Genomic DNA, 16,728 nt, shown 5'->3' on the forward strand with positions numbered 1-16,728 from the left:
CTGGCCGCATGAGACACCGCAAAGGCCAACGTCGAACACAGCGTGGCGACAGTCAGAGCAAACGTTTTTCTATTGCTGATCAGCATTCCATTTCTCCTCAGGCAAGACCTTTGCGATGTGCTGAAAGGACAGCGCAGTACGCAGGTTCTTAGTGCGCTGCAAGGCTATGCCCGAGCACACCAATGCTCGCTTGACGGCGATCAAGTTTGCCGGTCACGTCCCTTGCCAGGTTGTCGCAGGGGCCCGTAGCGTGTGCCTCGAACCCGCTTCTGAAACAGGAAAACCATGGACCGTAGCCCGTCTTGCGAACACAAGGTCGAACCCTTCTACCAACCGCTGAACAATGAGGAGGTGCTGTTCGAGCAGGCCTGGCGCCATGGCATGCCGGTATTGATCAAAGGCCCGACCGGGTGCGGCAAGACCCGTTTCGTCCAGCACATGGCCCATCGGCTGAAACTGCCGCTGTACACCGTGGCGTGCCACGATGATCTGAGCGCTGCCGACCTGATCGGTCGCCACCTGATTGGCGCCCAGGGCACCTGGTGGCAGGACGGACCGCTGACCCGCGCGGTGCGCGAAGGCGGGATTTGCTACCTCGACGAAGTGGTGGAAGCGCGCCAGGACACCGTGGTGGTGCTGCATCCACTGGCTGATGATCGTCGCGAGCTGTTTCTGGAACGCACCGGCGAGGTGCTGCAGGCACCGCCTTCTTTCATGCTGGTGGTGTCCTACAACCCCGGTTACCAGAATCTGCTCAAAGGCATGAAACCCAGCACCCGGCAGCGTTTTGTGGCGATGCGTTTCGGCTATCCGCCAGCGCCCGATGAAGAGCGCATTGTCGCTCGCGAGGCCCAGGTCGACAGCGCGCTGGCGGCGCAAGTGGTCAGGCTGGGGCAGGCCCTGCGTCGACTTGATCAGCATGATCTGGAGGAAGTCGCCTCGACCCGGCTGCTGATTTTCACGGCGCGCATGATCCGCTCCGGCATGAGCCCGCGCGAGGCGTGCATGGCCTGCCTGGCCGAACCGTTGAGCGATGATCCGCTGACTGTCGCTGCGCTGATGGACGTGGTTGATGTCCATTTCGGCTGAAGCCCGCGGTCCCCGTGGCCACCTGCCGGGCGACCTGGCGATGTGGTTTTTCATTCTGGCCGAGCTTTCGGTGTTCGCGATTTTGATTCTGGTGTTCGCCGTGACGCAGGTGCTAAAGCCGCAGCTGTTCAGCGAGAGCCGTCTGTTGCTCAATACCTCCACCGGTTTGGCGATGACCCTGAGCCTGGTCACTGCGGGGTTGTTCGCCGCGCTGGCGCAGGAACAAGTCAGGTGCTCGAGGCCTCGCGGCGGCATGGTCTTTCTGCTGGTGGCGCTGCTCGCCGCAAGTGTCTACGTGGTGCTGAAAGTCACGGAATACCGGCACTTGCTGGCCTCGGGGCTGGGCATGGAGCACAACACGTTTTTCACCCTTTACTGGATCCTCACCGGTTTCCATTTTCTTCACGTACTGCTCGGTATGTTCATCCTCGGCTGGCTGGCCGAGCGTTGTCGTCGTGGCTTGTATGGCGCCAATAACCGCAGCGGATTTGAATCCGGAGTGCTGTATTGGCACATGGTCGATCTGATCTGGGTCGTGCTTTTTCCGCTGGTCTACGTTCTGAATTGACGGAGGTGTCATGTCAGCTTCCAGGGTGTTGCTCGCCTGCTGGGCGGCGTTGGCCGCGTTGAGCGTCTGCACGGTGCTGCTGGCGCAGCTGGGCGCGACGTGGCTGGTGTCGCTTGCCATTTTGTCGGTGGCAGTTGGCAAGGCCTGGCTGATCACCGAGGGCTTCATGGAACTGCGCCGCGCGCCGCGCCTCTGGCGTCGATTGATGCTGAGCTGGGCGCTGGTGTTGGCGGTGCTTGTGGGGCTGACGCTGGTGTTGGTCCGCTGAAGGATACCGGGCAGTAAGACAGCGCAACTCCGCCTGTGGGAGCGAGCTTGCTCCCACATTCGATCTGCGTTGTCGGCAATACCCGAGCAAAACCATCTGACTTTCTTGATCGCCATCAAGCAGATTTCCACCCTTCGCTTCCTATCATGGACGGGTCAAGTAAAGAGGAAGCGACCATGTCAGAGACCTTCACCAAAGGCATGGCCAGGAATATTTATTTTGGGGGAAGCATCTTCTTCTTCCTGATATTCCTGGCCTTGACCTACCACACGGAACAAACCTTCCCGGAACGCAGTAATGAGGCGCTTTTAACCGAATCAGTGATACGCGGCAAAACGGTCTGGGAGCAGAACAACTGCATCGGCTGCCACACGCTGCTGGGCGAGGGCGCCTACTTCGCGCCAGAGCTGGGCAACGTGTACCAGCGTCGCGGCGGAGAGGAGGGCTTCAAACCGTTTCTGCATGCCTGGATGAAAATGCAGCCGCTGGGTGTACCAGGTCGGCGGGCGATGCCGCAATTCAATTTGAGTGAGCAGGAGGTGAATGACATCGCCGAGTTCCTCAAATGGAGTTCGAAAATCAACACCAATGGCTGGCCGCCAAACAAGGAGGGCTGAGTGATGAGCATGGCTAATCCGCATCTGAAATTCGCCTCGCAAGCCGTAGCCAAACCTTACTTCGTGTTTGCCCTGATCCTGTTCCTCGGTCAGGTGCTGTTCGGTTTGATCATGGGGCTGCAGTACGTGATCGGTGACTTTCTGTTCCCGATCATTCCTTTCAACGTGGCGCGGATGGTACACACCAACCTGCTGATCGTCTGGCTGCTGTTCGGTTTCATGGGCGCCGCCTACTACCTGATCCCGGAAGAGGCCGATCGCGAGCTGCACAGTCCAAAACTGGCGATCATCCTGTTCTGGGTATTCGCCGCCGCTGGCGTGTTGACCATCCTCGGCTATCTGCTGGTGCCTTACGCCGGTCTGGCCAGGCTGACCCACAACGAGTTGCTGCCGACCATGGGCCGGGAGTTCCTCGAGCAACCGACGATTACCAAAATGGGCATTGTCGTGGTGTGCCTGGGGTTTCTCTACAACATCGGCATGACCCTGCTCAAAGGGCGCAAGACCACCGTCAGCATGGTGATGATGACCGGGCTGATTGGTCTGGCCGTGTTCTTCCTGTTTTCCTTCTACAACCCCGGCAACCTCGCCCGCGACAAGTTCTACTGGTGGTGGGTGGTGCATCTTTGGGTGGAGGGCGTGTGGGAACTGATCATGGGCGCGATGCTGGCCTTCGTGCTGATCAAGATCACCGGTGTAGACCGGGAGGTCGTGGAGAAATGGCTCTACGTGATTATCGCCATGGCGCTGATCACCGGGATCATCGGCACCGGTCACCACTTCTTCTGGATTGGTGCGCCCGAGGTCTGGTTGTGGGTCGGGTCGATTTTCTCCGCCATGGAACCGCTGCCCTTCCTGGCGATGGTGATATTCGCCTTCAGCACCGTGAAGAACCGTCGGCGGCAACACCCGAACCGCGCGGCAACGCTGTGGGCCAAGGGCACTACGGTGACGGCCTTCTTCGGTGCCGGCGTCTGGGGTTTTCTGCACACCCTTGCCCCTGTCAACTTCTATACCCACGGTTCGCAACTGACGGCAGCGCACGGACACCTGGCGTTCTACGGGGCTTACGCGATGATCGTCATGACCCTGATCAGCTATGCCATGCCGCGCTTGCGTGGATTGGGTGAAGCCGGCGACGAGCGCTCGCAGGCGCTGGAGATCCGTGGTTTCTGGTTGATGACCCTGTCGATGGTGATGATCACGCTGTTCCTGACCGCTGCCGGGGTCGTGCAGGTCTACCTGCAACGCTGGCAGGCCGACGGGATCGCCTTGCCGTTCATGGCCACGGTCGAACACCTGCAGGTGCTGTTCTGGGCGCGGCTGGTCGCGGGCATCGGCTTCCTCGCCGGGCTGCTCTGCTACTTGTTCAGCTTCAGACAGCGGGGGCGCGCAGCGTTGCGTGACCCGGCAGTGGTGGTGCCTTCATGAGCCGGGATAACGGCTAGAAAAGGTCGGCCCGGCTGAGACAGCGGGCCGTTTTTTATTTCAGGAAGGACATGGAAAATGGCCTTTACCGTCGAACTGGAAGAGTGGGTAGGCAGCGTCTGGCATCGCTTCATCACCCGGCGCGCCAGCCCGGATTTCCCCGACGCACGCGTCGAGCTGGTCAATCAGCAACGCCCGCTGGCGCTGTTGTTTCGCGCCATGGGCGGTGCCAGTGGCATCGGTGTGGAAGCGGCCAGCGACCGCGATCTGCTGCTGCGGCGCAACGTATTGCAACAGATCGCCGGCACCTGCAAACAAGTGCCGTTGGCGTGGTGTGACGAGAACAACCTGCGGCTGCCGTCGAGCCTCGCGGTGTTTCCTGAAGCCGCATTGAACGAGGAACTCTATCGCTGGCTCGCCTTGCTGGCGGCGCAGGCCGGACAGATGCGCCACTGGGGGCGGGATAACCAACGCTGGACCCAGATGCTGTTGCGGCGTTATCCCGCGTTGCGTGCGCGCTATACCCGGTTGGTCGATGCCCACCTGCAATTGCGCCCGGATCCGGCAACGCTGAACCGCAGCGAAGCGGCACTGGAACGCGCGTTATGCCAGGCGCTGCGCGAGCCGGGCAGCGTCGAGCATTTTCCGCGCAGTGAACGGGCCGCCTGGCCGCTGCCGTTATGGCTGTACCCACCGCAACATCTCGCCAGCCCGCTGGCTGCCGATCTGGGCGATGAGTCCGAAGAGTTTCTGACGACCCCTCCCGGCGAGCAGCAGGGCGGGCGCAAACGCGCCACGCGCATCGATGACAGCTCCCGGGATGGCGGCCTGTTGGTGATACGACTGGAGAATCTGTTCAGCTGGACCGAGCATGTGGACCTGGATCGCTGGGCGGACGACAGTGAAGACCCGGACGCCGCCAGGGTCGCCGACGACCTGGATGAACTGACCCTGTCGCGCACGCGCCTGCGCAAGGGTGGAGGTCTGAAGCTGCACCTGGATCTGCCGCCCGCCGATGTTGACGATATTCCCTTGGGCGAGGGCATCAAGTTGCCGGAGTGGGACTATCGCAAACAGCAGATGCAGGACGCCTTCGTCAATCTGCAGATGATGGTGCCCCGTGACTGTGAGGCGCAGCCGCTGCCGTCACGCTTGAAGGCTTCGGCTCACCGTCTGCGGCGTCAGTTCGAGCACCTGCGCAATGACCGTCAGTGGTTACGCCAGCAACCGCAGGGTTCGGAACTGGACATGCAGGCCTGGCTGGATTTTCACGTAGAACGCGAGCACGGGCAGTGCGCCGAACGCGGTCTGTTCATGGAGCAACGCCAGACCCGCCGCGACCTGGCGTGCCTGTTGCTGGCCGATGTGTCGATGTCCACCGATGCACACCTCAACGATGAGCATCGCGTCATCGACGTCATCCGCGACAGCCTGCTGCTGTTCGGCGAAACCCTGTCGGGGCTGGGCGATGACTTCGCGCTGTACGGGTTTTCCTCGTTGCGGCGCCAGCAGGTTCGCATGCAGGAACTCAAGTCATTCACCCAGCGTTATGACGACAACACCCGAGGTCGTATTCAAGGGCTCAAGCCGGGTTATTACACGCGCATGGGCGCCGCGATTCGCCAGGCCACGCAGTTGCTGGGCGGCAGCAAGCGGCGCAGCAAACTGTTGTTGCTGCTGACCGACGGCAAACCCAATGACCTGGATTTGTATGAGGGACGCTACGGGGTTGAAGACACTCGCCAAGCGGTAATGGAGGCGCGGCGCCAAGGGCTGACGCCGTTCTGTATCACCATCGATCGTGAGGCGGGGGATTATCTGCCGTACATGTTCGGCGCCAATGGCTACACCTTGATCCGCCAGCCTGAGCAACTGCCGCTGCGGCTGCCGCAGTTGTATCGCCAGCTGACCCAGCCGTGAGCCTGGACTTGCACGCGCAGCATCAACTGATGCTGCGCGGCAGCCAGAAAAACATCACCACACAAAAGATCGTCAAACCGATGCAGAACCACTTGAACCGGCGCAGTCGACGCGCTGCGGCCTGTTCGGCCAACGCGGGCAGGGGCATGCCGCATTGGCGGCACTCGGTCTCCTTTGGTGGATTGGCGCGTTGGCAGTACAGGCAGACCGGCATGGCACTCACTCGAACTGTTCCAGGCGCAGACGATCAAGAATCGCGATCTGGCGACCGTCCTGAGTAATGATCTTTTCATCGATCAGGCGCCGAATGATCCGCGAAAACGTTTCTGGCTGGATCGACAGATGCCCGGCAATCAACTGTTTGGCCATCGGCAGCTCGAATTGGCTCTGAACCGGTTGCGCGCGCACCAGTTGCGTCAGCAGGTAACGCACGACCCGGTGGGTGGCGTTTTTCAGGGACAGGGTTTCGATTTCATTGACCCGTTGGTGCAAGCGAACGCAGAGCTTGCCGAGCAGCGCGAAAGTCAGCCGGCTGTTGCTTTGCAGCAGGCGCATGTAAGTGCTGTTGGATAACCGGTAGAGCTGAGTGGGACAGACCGCCTCGGCCGAGGCCACATAGTTGGGCGTGTCCATCAGCATCATTGCTTCGGCGAAGGTGTGCCGTTCGCCGATGACTTCAAACACCTTTTCCTGTCCATCGGGGGTCAGACGGTAGATTTTTACCGCCCCGGCGATCACGAAATAGAACGAGTCAGCCGGCTCGCCCTGACGGAACAGCGGTTCGCCTTTATCGATGCTCAGCAGTTGGCTGGCACTCATCAATTCATCCAGTTGTTCTTCGTTCAACGGCTCGAACAAATGATGACTGCGCAGAATCTGGTGGTGGACGCGATGTAACACCATGGGAATTCATCCTGAAGGTTGAGAAAAGGGTGGCTATCCAGTCAGACGAGACCCAGAGAGAGACTGCTGGCCAGGGCCAGGACTGAGGTCAACACCACAAACCAGGCCAGGGGCTGGATGACTTTTTTCATGACGACTCCGGGTAATCGAGCAGGATCAAGGTTTCTATAAGGTTGCCCATGCTCAGCAAGACGCGGGCCATGCGCTCAAGCCCCTGTTTAGGGGTGGAGGTAAAGGTGAGAGGTTAAAAAGACCATCATTTAAGGGTCTTTATGACCATTGATGAGTCATTAAGACCTTGGGTTGGCTGCTGCTCCGACCCTGAAAGCCCATCACGGCGCGGATTCGCTTTGGGGGCACGGCCCTTGCACTCTTGATTTGCGACAACGACGTTTGATCCGCGTTACCCGATGATCAAACCCGGTATTTTCCTCGACGCTTGCAGCTCAGTGTCAGGTTGGCAACAAGGTAGAGGAGTGGCTTTATGCAAGTGCTTGAGCGCAGTAAAGCGATGGCGATCCCGCCGCTGTTACGGTTGGCCTTCCGGCCATTTTTCCTCGCTGGCTGCCTGTTGGCGGTGCTGGCCATCCCGCTATGGCTGGCCGCGTTCGGCGGTGCGATTGCCGACTGGCAACCGGCAGGTGGCTGGCTGGGCTGGCATCGGCATGAGTTGTTGTTCGGCTTCGGCCTGGCGATCATTGCTGGCTTTCTGCTGACCGCCGTGCAGACCTGGACGGGTCGTCCAGGTATCAGCGGGACACCGCTGGCAGCGCTGGCGCTGCTGTGGTTGTGCGCGCGGGTAGCCTGGCTGGTCAACGCGCCATGGCCATTGCTCGCGGTGCTGGAGTTGGTATTCCCGCTGGCTGTGGCGTTGCTCATGGGCTTCACCCTGTGGAAGGTGCGCCAGAAACGTAACTATCCGATTGTGATGGTGTTGCTGCTGTTGTCGGCGGCTGACGGTCTGTCCCTATACGGGCTGGTCGAAGGTCATGAAGGCTGGCAGCGCCAGGGCGTGCTGACCGGGATCTGGCTGGTGGCGGCGATGATGGGGTTGATCGGCGGGCGGGTCATTCCGTTTTTCACCCAGCGCGGCCTCGGCCGGGTCGAGGGGGTTGTCGCGTGGCCCTGGCTGGATCGGCTGCTGCTGGCGGGCTCTGCGCTGCTGGCCCTGTTATATGCCGCAGGACCTGCGCTCACGCCCACTATCTGGGTGGGTCTGTTGTTCGCGGTGGTAGCAACTGGGCATCTGGTGCGCCTGGTGCGCTGGCATGATCGGGCACTTTGGCGCGCGCCCTTGTTGTGGTCGTTGCACCTGGCTTATGGCTGGTTGGCTGTGGCGTGCCTGGGCATGGCGTTGTGGCATTTTGGCGTGGCGTTCAATCCGAGTCTGGCGGTGCATTGCCTGACGATTGGTGCGATAGGCGGCTTGGTGTTGGCAATGATCGCGCGGGTGACGTTGGGCCATACCGGTCGCGCGCTGGAGCCGCCGTCGGGCATGACCCTGGCGTTCATCCTGCTCAACCTGGCGTGTCTGAGCCGCGTCGTGCTGATCCTGTTTTTCCCCTTGCCGGCGTTATGGTTGGCCGGTGTGTGCTGGACGCTGGCGTTTGCCCTGTACGCATGGCGTTATGGACCGATGTTGTTGCGGACCCGCGTTGACGGTCATCCGGGATGAGTCAGCGAACCTGAGGAGGTTGCCAGTGATGTATCCCTTTCTCCTGGTGACACACCTGCTGGCAGCGATTGCCTTCATTGGCACGCTGTTTTTCGAGGTGGTGATCTGGCATCGAGCCCGCCAGCAACTGACGGATACGGCACAGACCACGGCGGATCAGGCAATTGCAGTGCGCTCGCGCAAGGTACTGCATGGCGTGGTGCTGCTGTTGTATGGCGCTGGTATCAGTCTGGCGTGGCAACACCGGGGCGCGTTAAGTCAGCCGCTGGCCAGCAGTTTTGGCACGTTGCTGAGCCTGAAAATCGTGTTGGCCTTGAGCATCATTGGTCATTACGTGTTGCTGGCCTATTGGTTGACCCACGCGCGACTCACCACCACCTGTGCCAGCTGGATTCGCCGCAGCATCCTCGGGCACATGGTGTTGATCGTGATGCTCGCCAAGGCCATGTTCTATTGGCAGCCTTGAGCGCGCAGACAAAAAACCGCGTCAACCGGTGTGCTGACGCGGGTCTGGTGTGAGCGGCAATCGTTCAATGGCGAAGGTTCAGGGCGTTGACGAACAGCACGTTGTTTTCCAGGTGGATGTGTTGCGTCAGGTCATCGCGAAACTCCAGCAGCCCGCGATACAAGGCCCGCCAGGTGTTACAGGCATCGACCGGCGGGGTGATGTTGTCGGTCAGTGCCAACAGTTTCTCCAGGGTTTGACCGTGTTGATCATGTTCGAAGCGCATGACCTGGATCGGCGGCGCGGCCTGGGGGCCAAAACCCTGTTGCAGCATCGGGAAGAGCACTTGTTCCTCCTTGAGCATGTGGCCTTCGAGTTCTTGTTGCAGGTCGGTCAGCAGATCGGCGAGTCCGTTGGGGCAAGTACTGCGGGCACCGTGGACATGTTCGACACGCCGGGCCAGACGGATCAGTTCCGGCAATTGCTCGCGGTGGCGGGCGTGGTAACGGGTCAGGAGGTGGGCGATCAGCAGTTCTGACGGTTCGTTGCGCCAGTCGTGCTGGGTTTCGCCAGCGCCTTGCAACATGTTCAGGGCGTCGGCAATCAGTGCCGGGTCGAGGTCTTTGCCCAGCGCCGCTTCACGCAGGCTCTTATGCCCGCCGCAACAGAAGTCCAGTTTGAGGGAGTGAAAGATCCGGGTGGCACCGGGAATGTCGCAGGCCAGTTGGCCAAGGCTTTGTTCCAGCAGGGTCTGGGTCATCGGGAGTTCCTTGATTTGGATTTCAACGGTTCTCCAGGCTCATTGCATCCGCCGTGCCATTTTTTAACCGTTTGATAACCATCAATTAATTCCTGGTTGTGGTGATAGCCACCCTGATTTTCCAAGGTCAATCCAACCCAAGAAGGTATTTACTACCATGCTCCGTGAAAGCCTCGCGGCCGACCTGATCGTCGAGTTGCCCAATGCCGTGCGGTTACAACGACTGGTCCAGACCCTGCGCGAATACTTCAACAGTGGCGCCGTGGGATTGCTGCGTCTGGATGGCGACAGCCTCAGGCCGGTCGCGACGGTGGGGCTGGTGCACGAGGCGCTCGGGCGCCGGTTTGTCATCGCTCAGCATCCTCGACTGGCGGCGATCATGGCCTCGCGTGAACCCACCTGGTTCGAGCCCGACAGTCGCCTGCCCGACCCCTATGACGGCTTGCTCGACCATCATGTCGGCGAGCCGTTGCCGGTGCATGACTGCATGGGTGTGAGCCTGTATGTGGAAGGCCGGATCTGGGGCGCGATCACCCTCGATGCGCTGCAGGCCGGAACCTTCAACAGCCGTGCCCATGAGGAGCTCAAGCGGTGTACCTTGCAGATCGAAGCCGCCGTGCGCGTCACCCGACTTGAGCAGGAAAATCGTAGTTTGCGCCTGTCCCGCAGCGATCTTCAGGATCTGCGCATGCCTGTGGATGACGGCGAAATCCTCGGCCGCAGCGAGGTTCTGCACCAGTTGCTCAATGAGCTGGACGTATTGGCCGATTCCGATCTGCCGGTTCTGCTTTTAGGCGAGACCGGCGTCGGTAAGGAGTTGTTTGCCCGACGCCTGCATCGCCTTTCGCGGCGCAGTCACAAGCCGCTGATACAAGTCAACTGCGCAGCCTTGCCGGAATCCCTGGCCGAGAGCGAGTTGTTCGGCCATGTCAAAGGCGCTTTTTCCGGCGCCACCCATGACCGTGCCGGGCGTTTCGATGCCGCCAACGGTGGAACGTTGTTTCTCGACGAAGTGGGCGAGTTGCCGCTCGGCGTTCAAGCGAAGTTGCTGCGCACCCTGCAAAACGGCGAAATTCAGCGCCTGGGGGCGGACAAACCCTTGCATGTCGATGTGCGAATCATTGCCGCCACCAACCGCAATCTACCCGACAGTATCCGCGATGGCCTGTTCCGCGCCGACCTGTATCACCGCCTCTCCGTGTATCCAGTGCCCATCCCGGCGCTGCGCGAGCGTGGCCACGATGTGTTGATGCTGGCCGGGCATTTCCTTGAGCTCAACCGGGCTCGGCTCGGCCTGCGTGGTTTGCGCTTGTCACCCACAGCCGAGCGGGCCTTGTTGGCGTACCGCTGGCCGGGCAATGTGCGCGAGCTGGAGCATGTGATCAGCCGCGCTGCGTTGAAGCAGCTCAGTCGCGGAACCAATCGCACGCAGATCATGACGCTGGAACCCGCCATGCTCGACCTCGACAATACGCTGAGAGCATCGGGGGCGGCGGTCGAGCCGCCGCTGGAGGACGCGTCGGATGTGCCGTTCCAGGCCTTGAGCGCCGTCGTCGATGACTGTCAGCGCCAGCAGATTCTCCAGGCCCTGAGTCTGTGCAGAAACAACTGGGCCGGTGCTGCGCGGTTGCTGGATGTCGATCCGAGCAATCTGCACAAACTGGCCCGACGGCTGCACCTCAAGTAACACGTCGCTTGAATGCCAAGTGTTGATGGTGGTCAAGGTGGTAGCGCGCAGGGCTTTGCACACTGGGGAAAACCTTCTGGAGATCACCCTCATGCCCCTTTCCCTGGCTGAAATGCGCCGTAGCTACACCCTCAATGGTCTGCAGGACGAGGCTGCGCTGGACGATCCACTGACGCTGTTCCGGCAATGGATGCAGCAGGCACGCGACACCGAGTGCGCGCCAATCGAGGCCAACAGCATGATGTTGGCGACGGTCGACAGCGAGGGCAGTCCGCACTGTCGGGTCCTGTTGCTCAAGGGCTTGAGTGACGAAGGCTTCACTTTTTTCGGCAATTACCAGAGCGACAAGGGCCGGCAACTGGCCGGTAACCCGAATGCCGCCATGACGTTTTTCTGGCCGGGGCTGGAGCGTCAGGTTCGTATTGAAGGGCAGGTGTCCAGACTCCCGGCGCACCTCTCGGATGCGTACTTCGATTCGCGCTCGGAGGCCAGTCGGCTGGGCGCCTGGGCGTCACCGCAGAGTCGGCCGCTGGCCAATCGGGCAGCGCTTGAATCGCTGTTGGCAGACACCATTACGCGATTTGTTGATCAACCCGTCCCGCGACCCGAGCATTGGGGCGGGTATTGCCTGCACCCACAGCGCCTGGAGTTCTGGCAGGGACGTGCTGACCGTTTGCATGACCGCATCGACTATCGCTTGCAGAACGGCGTGTGGTTTCGCAACCGCCTGGCGCCCTGACCCTGTCGAGGTACCTCTATGGAGGAATAGGCCACATCGCCAATCCGGTTCAGGCTTGAGCCTATGCTCATTTACGGGAGGCTTTGAAATGGCCCATCTGGCGCAACGCACGTTTGAACCCCTGAACATCGCCGTGCTGACGATCAGCGATACGCGCACCTTCGAGACCGACACCTCGGGACAGACACTGACCGATCTGCTGCAAACGGCCGGGCATGTATTGATTGATCGTGATCTGGTCACGGACGACATCTATCAGATTCGCGCAACCGTTTCCCGCTGGATCGCCGATCCCAGGGTGCAAGTTGTACTGATGACCGGCGGCACGGGTTTCACTGTCCGCGACAACACGCCGCAAGCGGTCTTGCCGTTGCTGGACAAACACGTGGAAGGCTTTGGCGAGCTGTTCCGTCAGGTCTCCCTGGCGGAAATCGGCATGTCCAGCTTGCAGTCACGGGCTTTGGCCGGGATGAGCAACGGCGTCCTGGTGTGCTGCGTTCCGGGTTCGCCGGGGGCCTGCCGAACAGCCTGGAACATGATCCTGGTGGAACAACTGGACAGTCGCACCGGACCGTGCAATTTCGCCCCGCATCTGAAAGCGCAAACCCAACGGGGCATCGACGCCTGCGAGACGCGTTCATGACCGGCACGGTGTGTGACAGGGGCAACCTGATGCCGGTGGACGAGGCCATTAACCGTCTGCTCGATCAGGTGCCGCCACCGCCCTTGTCACAGATGATTCCCCTGGACCAAGCCATGGGCCGGGTTCTGGCGGAGGACATTCATTCCCCGGTGAACCTGCCGGCCTGGGACAACAGCGCCATGGACGGTTATGCCCTCAGGGCGGCTGACCTGCCGGCAGAGGGTGGTTATTTGCCGATTGGCGGGCGAATCGCGGCGGGGGATCCGGCCGGTGCGCCGTTGCTGGCGCAGCAGGTCGTACAGATATTTACCGGTGCACCATTGCCGCCGGGCGCTGATACCGTCGTGCCGCAGGAACGCTGCCGGGTCGAAGAGGGCCGCGTCTGGTTGCCAGCGGTAAACGTTGGCGAGCACGTGCGCAAGGCAGCCGAAGAGGTGCGCCAGGGGGATCGGTTGCTCAAGGCGGGCAAGCGCCTGCGTGCCCAAGAGCTGGGGTTGCTGGCCGGCGCTGGCGTGACGCAAGTCGAGGTCTATCGACCGTTGCAGGTGTGCTTGCTCAGCAGCGGCAATGAGCTGCGTGAGCCGGGCGATCACCTGGCTCCGGGGCAGATTTACAACAGCAATCGCTATTGCCTGGCCGCGTTGTTGCGTGGCTGGGGCGTCGAGGTGCACGACTATGGCGTCATGGCCGATGAGTTGGCGGCCAGCCGACATGCCCTGACGCTGGCGTCTTCGGAATGCGACTTGCTGCTGAGCTCCGGTGGCGTGTCGGTCGGTGAGGAAGATCATCTCAAGCAGGCGATTGAGGAGCTGGGCAGCGTGGATTTCTGGCGGCTGGCCATTCAGCCCGGTAAACCCCTGGCCTTTGGCAACGTGCTCGGCAGACCCTGGATCGGCATGCCGGGAAATCCATCAGCGGCGCTGATTACCGCGTTGGTCGTCGTGCGCCCATTCCTGCTCAGGGCTCAGGGCATGACTGACGTACTGCCGAGGCCAGTGGCCGTGCCTGCCGGTTTCGACTGGCTGCAGCGTAACAAGCGTCGGCAGTATTTGCGGGCGAAGTTGACCCCGGACGCTGATGGCCGGCTGAGCGTGGAGCTGCACCCGCAGCAAAGCTCGGCGATGTTGACGGCCGCGTGTTGGGCCGACGGGTTGGCGGTCATCGAGTGCGGGCAGCAAGTGCTCAAGCACGACAACGTGATGTTCCTGTCCTTCGCCGACCTGATGCAGTAGCGGCAATTGATTGCCGTCAAGGTCGTGGCTGCCGGTCTGGCTAGACTGGCAGCGCCTTTTCGAACGGTGCATTACGGCATCGGGCGATGGTCGAGACGCGTTTTTTCATGAGGATTACCCATGCAACTGGTCTGCCCGGCAGGGAGCCTGCCTGCGCTTAAAGCGGCGGTGCGCCAAGGCGCCGATGCCGTTTATGTCGGCTTTCGCGATGACACCAACGCCCGGCATTTCGCGGGGCTCAACATGGACGACAAACAGTTCGACGCCGCCGTCGCCCACATCCGCCAACATCAGCGCAAACTCTACGTTGCGGTCAACACTTACCCGCAACCCAAGGGCTGGGAGCGCTGGCAGCGGGCGGTGGATCGTGCTGCCGATTTCGGCGTGGATGCGCTGATCGCCGCAGATCCCGGGGTACTCAACTACGCCAGTCAGCGTCATCCGCAACTGGCGTTGCACCTGTCGGTTCAGGGCTCGGCGACGCACGCCGCTGCATTGGAGTTCTATGCGCAGCGCTACGGCATTCGTCGCGCGGTGCTGCCACGCGTGCTGTCATTGGCCCAGGTCCGTCAGGTTGCTGCCAGTAGCCCGGTGCCCATTGAGGTGTTTGGCTTTGGCAGCTTGTGCATCATGGCTGAAGGGCGGTGTCACTTGTCCTCTTACATTACCGGCGAGTCGCCGAACCTGTGCGGTGTCTGTTCGCCCGCCAAGGCGGTGCGCTGGAGCGAGGACGCCCAAGGCTTGAGCGCGCGCCTCAGCGAAGTGCTGATCGATCGCTACACCCCTGACGAACCGGCCGGTTACCCGACCTTGTGCAAAGGCCGCTTCCTGGTCGAAGGCAAACGCTTCCATGCGCTGGAGGAACCCACCAGCCTCGACACCCTGGACTTGCTGCCGGAATTGGCCGCCATCGGCGTCGAGGCGGTCAAAATCGAGGGTCGCCAACGCAGTCCGGCCTACGTCGAACAAGTCACCCACGTCTGGCGGGCGGCGCTGGATGCCCATCGCGGTGCACCGGGCAATTTTCGGGTCAAGGAAGAATGGCGTCAGGTGCTGGCCGGCTTGTCCGAAGGCAGCCAGACCACCCTGGGTGCTTATCATCGATCATGGCAATGAGGGACGAAACATGAAGCTCAGCCTTGGACCGGTCCTGTTTTACTGGGACAAAGAACAACTCAGCCACTTTTACGCCGAGATGGCGGCCTTGCCCCTGGACGTGATTTATCTGGGGGAAACCGTGTGTTCGAAACGCCGGGCGTTTTCCCTGGATCAATGGCTGGGGCTGGGGCGCGAGTTGCAGGCCTGCAGTCAGGCACAGCTGGTGATCTCCAGCCTGACGCTGATCGAAGCCGCATCCGAACTTTCCAGCCTGCGCCGGCTCTGCGACAACGGCCAGTTGCTGGTGGAGGCCAACGACATGGGGGCGGTGCAGTTCCTGGCCGAGCGCAAGTTGCCCTTCGTGGGAGGTCCGGCTCTGAATCTGTACAACGGCCACGCGTTGGCGCAACTGCTGGACAGCGGCATGACCCGTTGGGTGCCGCCGGTGGAGTGTTCGGCGGCGCTGATTGGCGATGTGCTTGAGCAGGTGCGCGAATTGGGCCGTGAGGTGCCGGAAGTGGAAATCTTCGCCTATGGGCATTTGCCGCTGGCGTATTCCGCACGCTGCTTTACCGCCCGGGCGGAAAACCGACCCAAGGACGACTGCCAGTTTTGCTGCATCAACTACCCCGATGGCCTGGCATTGACCAGTCAGGAAGGACAATCGTTGTTCACCCTCAACGGTATTCAAACGATGTCGGCCGAGGTGACCAATCTGTTGGCTGACTATTCCGGGCTCGTGGCCTGCGGGGCCGACCTGTTGCGTTTGAGTCCGCGGGCCCAGGGCATGGCCGAGGTCATTGGCGCTTATCAGCGGGTCCGCTCGGGCGAAACACCGCCGCTGTTCGTCGAAGGCTGTAATGGCTACTGGCATGGCCAGGCGGGGATGCTGCGCGTCGAGGAGGTCGGCCTGTGTTGAACCGAAAAAAATGGTTGTTGAAGGGTGCCGACCGCTTGCTGCCGCTGGTGCGACGAGTGCCGTTTGCCGTGCAGCGCCTGGCGTTGCAGCAGGCGCTGAACCGCTGCCTCGCCGAGCCGTTGCGAGATGGCGAGTTCGAAGTGTTGCGCGGGCGTTGGTTGTGCCTGCGAATTCCGGATCTGGGTTTGTCCTGGTACCTGACCCTGAGCCGTGAGGGCTTGCGGATCGCTGAACACGCCACGGCAGACGTGACCATCAGCGGCAACTGGCGTGAGTTTTTACTGTTGGCCAGTCGTCAGGAGGATCCGGATACGCTGTTCTTTCGCAGACGCTTGGTCATCGAGGGTGATACCGAGCTGGGGCTGACGTTGAAGAACCTGATCGACAGTCTGGATCCTGATGTGCTGCCGGTGTGGTTGTGGCGCAATCTGGAACGGGCGGGGAAGGGGTTGGCGGCCTGATGGTTGCCTTCGGAGCAGGTTTGCCTTTGTGGGAGCGAGCTTGCTCGCGAAAAATGACCTTGCCCCTGAAAAACGTATCCCTTGCCAGGTGTCTCAATAGCCGCAAGGATACGACATGACTAAGTCCAAGACAGACCGCGTTAAATACACCCTCGAGTTCAAGCTTGAGGCCGTGCGATTGGTTGATACTGGCCTGACGCTTGCTGCCGCTGCCCGCTCTCTGGGTATGTCCGACCAGACCCTGTTCAACTGGGTCAAGGCTCATCGTCAAGGCAG

At 61.1% G+C, this 16,728-nt stretch carries 19 protein-coding genes; 16 read left to right on the plus strand and 3 right to left on the minus strand.

Annotated features, from left to right (window positions below; translation table 11 throughout):
- Positions 1-285 precede the first annotated feature (285 nt).
- The 6 genes from ACP7E4_RS11230 to ACP7E4_RS11255 all read left to right on the plus strand — a co-directional run bounded on the left by ACP7E4_RS11230 (position 286) and on the right by ACP7E4_RS11255 (position 5,890).
- Positions 286-1,089 (plus strand): CbbQ/NirQ/NorQ/GpvN family protein, encoded by an 804-nt coding sequence (locus ACP7E4_RS11230; protein WP_426114702.1) that lies wholly within the window; start codon positions 286-288, stop codon positions 1,087-1,089.
- Positions 1,073-1,657 (plus strand): cytochrome c oxidase subunit 3 family protein, encoded by a 585-nt coding sequence (locus ACP7E4_RS11235; RefSeq protein ID WP_426114700.1) that lies wholly within the window; start codon positions 1,073-1,075, stop codon positions 1,655-1,657. The genes ACP7E4_RS11230 and ACP7E4_RS11235 overlap by 17 nt, the downstream gene beginning before the upstream one ends.
- Positions 1,658-1,667: 10 nt before the next feature.
- A complete protein-coding gene (locus tag ACP7E4_RS11240) occupies positions 1,668-1,925 on the plus strand; it encodes a cytochrome C oxidase subunit IV family protein (RefSeq protein ID WP_426114698.1) in 258 nt (85 codons plus the stop codon).
- Positions 1,926-2,101: 176 nt separating this feature from the next.
- On the plus strand, positions 2,102-2,542 hold the full coding sequence (locus ACP7E4_RS11245; RefSeq protein WP_020292662.1) for a c-type cytochrome: 441 nt from the start codon (positions 2,102-2,104) through the stop codon (positions 2,540-2,542).
- A gap of 3 nt (positions 2,543-2,545) precedes the next feature.
- The gene (locus tag ACP7E4_RS11250) at positions 2,546-3,973 is read left to right on the plus strand and encodes a cbb3-type cytochrome c oxidase subunit I (protein ID WP_426114696.1); all 1,428 of its coding nucleotides are present in this window, start codon (positions 2,546-2,548) and stop codon (positions 3,971-3,973) included.
- 75 nt (positions 3,974-4,048) lie between these two features.
- Entirely contained in the window at positions 4,049-5,890 is a 1,842-nt protein-coding gene (locus tag ACP7E4_RS11255) for a nitric oxide reductase activation protein NorD (RefSeq protein WP_426114694.1), read from the plus strand.
- Positions 5,891-5,912: 22 nt separating this feature from the next.
- Here ACP7E4_RS11255 and ACP7E4_RS11260 read toward each other — a convergent pair whose 3' ends face one another.
- On the minus strand, positions 5,913-6,104 hold the full coding sequence (locus tag ACP7E4_RS11260) for a protein DnrP (RefSeq protein WP_426114986.1): 192 nt from the start codon (positions 6,102-6,104) through the stop codon (positions 5,913-5,915).
- 5 nt (positions 6,105-6,109) lie between these two features.
- Positions 6,110-6,793, minus strand: a complete 684-nt coding sequence (locus ACP7E4_RS11265; RefSeq protein WP_020292658.1) for a Crp/Fnr family transcriptional regulator — start codon at positions 6,791-6,793, stop codon at positions 6,110-6,112.
- 484 nt (positions 6,794-7,277) lie between these two features.
- On the opposite strand from ACP7E4_RS11265, the gene ACP7E4_RS11270 reads away from it, so the two are divergent.
- Positions 7,278-8,468 (plus strand): NnrS family protein, encoded by a 1,191-nt coding sequence (locus tag ACP7E4_RS11270; protein WP_426114692.1) that lies wholly within the window; start codon positions 7,278-7,280, stop codon positions 8,466-8,468.
- A gap of 28 nt (positions 8,469-8,496) precedes the next feature.
- Entirely contained in the window at positions 8,497-8,934 is a 438-nt protein-coding gene (locus tag ACP7E4_RS11275) for a hypothetical protein (protein WP_426114690.1), read from the plus strand.
- A 64-nt stretch (positions 8,935-8,998) separates the two neighbouring features.
- Here ACP7E4_RS11275 and ytfE read toward each other — a convergent pair whose 3' ends face one another.
- Entirely contained in the window at positions 8,999-9,673 is a 675-nt protein-coding gene (gene ytfE / locus ACP7E4_RS11280; RefSeq protein WP_426114688.1) for an iron-sulfur cluster repair protein YtfE, read from the minus strand.
- Positions 9,674-9,830: 157 nt separating this feature from the next.
- On the opposite strand from ytfE, the gene norR reads away from it, so the two are divergent.
- The 8 genes from norR to ACP7E4_RS11320 form a co-directional block, all read left to right on the plus strand.
- Positions 9,831-11,360 carry a nitric oxide reductase transcriptional regulator NorR gene (norR, locus tag ACP7E4_RS11285; RefSeq protein ID WP_426114687.1) on the plus strand — a complete coding sequence of 510 codons (1,530 nt, stop codon included), beginning with the start codon at positions 9,831-9,833 and terminating at the stop codon, positions 11,358-11,360.
- Between the two features lie 91 nt (positions 11,361-11,451).
- Entirely contained in the window at positions 11,452-12,099 is a 648-nt protein-coding gene (pdxH, locus tag ACP7E4_RS11290; protein WP_426114685.1) for a pyridoxamine 5'-phosphate oxidase, read from the plus strand.
- An 88-nt stretch (positions 12,100-12,187) separates the two neighbouring features.
- Complete coding sequence (gene moaB, locus ACP7E4_RS11295) at positions 12,188-12,742, plus strand: molybdenum cofactor biosynthesis protein B (protein ID WP_426114683.1); 555 nt, start codon at positions 12,188-12,190, stop codon at positions 12,740-12,742.
- Positions 12,739-13,974 (plus strand): gephyrin-like molybdotransferase Glp, encoded by a 1,236-nt coding sequence (glp, locus tag ACP7E4_RS11300; RefSeq protein ID WP_426114681.1) that lies wholly within the window; start codon positions 12,739-12,741, stop codon positions 13,972-13,974. Before moaB ends, glp begins: the two co-directional genes overlap by 4 nt.
- A gap of 120 nt (positions 13,975-14,094) precedes the next feature.
- Positions 14,095-15,090: a ubiquinone anaerobic biosynthesis protein UbiU gene (gene ubiU, locus ACP7E4_RS11305; RefSeq protein ID WP_426114679.1), complete on the plus strand. Its 996-nt coding sequence runs from the start codon at positions 14,095-14,097 to the stop codon at positions 15,088-15,090.
- 10 nt (positions 15,091-15,100) lie between these two features.
- Positions 15,101-15,991: a U32 family peptidase gene (locus ACP7E4_RS11310; protein ID WP_426114677.1), complete on the plus strand. Its 891-nt coding sequence runs from the start codon at positions 15,101-15,103 to the stop codon at positions 15,989-15,991.
- A complete protein-coding gene (gene ubiT / locus ACP7E4_RS11315) occupies positions 15,985-16,452 on the plus strand; it encodes a ubiquinone anaerobic biosynthesis accessory factor UbiT (RefSeq protein ID WP_426114675.1) in 468 nt (155 codons plus the stop codon). The genes ACP7E4_RS11310 and ubiT overlap by 7 nt, the downstream gene beginning before the upstream one ends.
- A 115-nt stretch (positions 16,453-16,567) precedes the next feature.
- Positions 16,568-16,728: transposase (locus ACP7E4_RS11320; protein WP_426114984.1), on the plus strand; the 161-nt coding region annotated here is incomplete at its 3' end.

The organism is Pseudomonas sp. DSP3-2-3, assembly GCF_049898225.1.
Classification (GTDB): Bacteria; Pseudomonadota; Gammaproteobacteria; order Pseudomonadales; family Pseudomonadaceae; genus Aquipseudomonas.